Annotated in this window: 1 rRNA gene; it reads left to right on the top strand. The window is 52.0% G+C overall.

Annotation, left to right across the window (positions count from 1 at the left end):
• Positions 1-1,194 (top strand): 23S ribosomal RNA (locus tag LMJ30_RS21450); the annotation flags it as partial.

Below are 1,194 nucleotides of genomic sequence, written 5' to 3' on the forward strand. Positions count from 1 at the left end.
CGAGATGAGTATTCTAAGGCGCTTGAGAGAACTCGGGAGAAGGAACTCGGCAAATTGGTACCGTAACTTCGGGAAAAGGTACGCCCCAGTAGCTTGGCTGATTTACTTCAGTAGGGCGAAAGGGTTGCAATAAACTGGTGGCTGCGACTGTTTAATAAAAACACAGCACTCTGCAAACACGAAAGTGGACGTATAGGGTGTGACGCCTGCCCGGTGCTGGAAGATTAAATGATGGGGTGCAAGCTCTTGATTGAAGTCCCAGTAAACGGCGGCCGTAACTATAACGGTCCTAAGGTAGCGAAATTCCTTGTCGGGTAAGTTCCGACCTGCACGAATGGCGTAACGATGGCCACACTGTCTCCTCCCGAGACTCAGCGAAGTTGAAGTGTTTGTGATGATGCAATCTACCCGCGGCTAGACGGAAAGACCCCATGAACCTTTACTGTAGCTTTGCATTGGACTTTGAACCAATCTGTGTAGGATAGGTGGGAGGCTTTGAAGCGGGGACGCCAGTTCTCGTGGAGCCAACCTTGAAATACCACCCTGGTTCGTTTGAGGTTCTAACCTTGGTCCGTTATCCGGATCGGGGACAGTGCATGGTAGGCAGTTTGACTGGGGCGGTCTCCTCCTAAAGTGTAACGGAGGAGTTCGAAGGTACGCTAGGTACGGTCGGACATCGTGCTAATAGTGCAATGGCATAAGCGTGCTTAACTGCGAGACTGACAAGTCGAGCAGGTACGAAAGTAGGACATAGTGATCCGGTGGTTCTGTATGGAAGGGCCATCGCTCAACGGATAAAAGGTACTCTGGGGATAACAGGCTGATTCCTCCCAAGAGTTCATATCGACGGGGGAGTTTGGCACCTCGATGTCGGCTCATCACATCCTGGGGCTGTAGCCGGTCCCAAGGGTATGGCTGTTCGCCATTTAAAGTGGTACGTGAGCTGGGTTTAAAACGTCGTGAGACAGTTTGGTCCCTATCTGCCGTGGGCGTTGGAAATTTGAAGGGGGCTGCTCCTAGTACGAGAGGACCGGAGTGGACGAACCTCTGGTGTACCGGTTGTCACGCCAGTGGCATTGCCGGGTAGCTAAGTTCGGAAGAGATAACCGCTGAAAGCATCTAAGCGGGAAACTTGCCTTGAGATGAGATTTCCCGGAGCTTTAAGCTCCTTGAAGGGTCGTTCGAGACCAGGAC

Origin of the sequence: Massilia agrisoli, from assembly GCF_020831365.1 — a bacterium.
GTDB classification, from domain to species: domain Bacteria; phylum Pseudomonadota; class Gammaproteobacteria; order Burkholderiales; family Burkholderiaceae_D; genus Telluria_A; species Telluria_A agrisoli.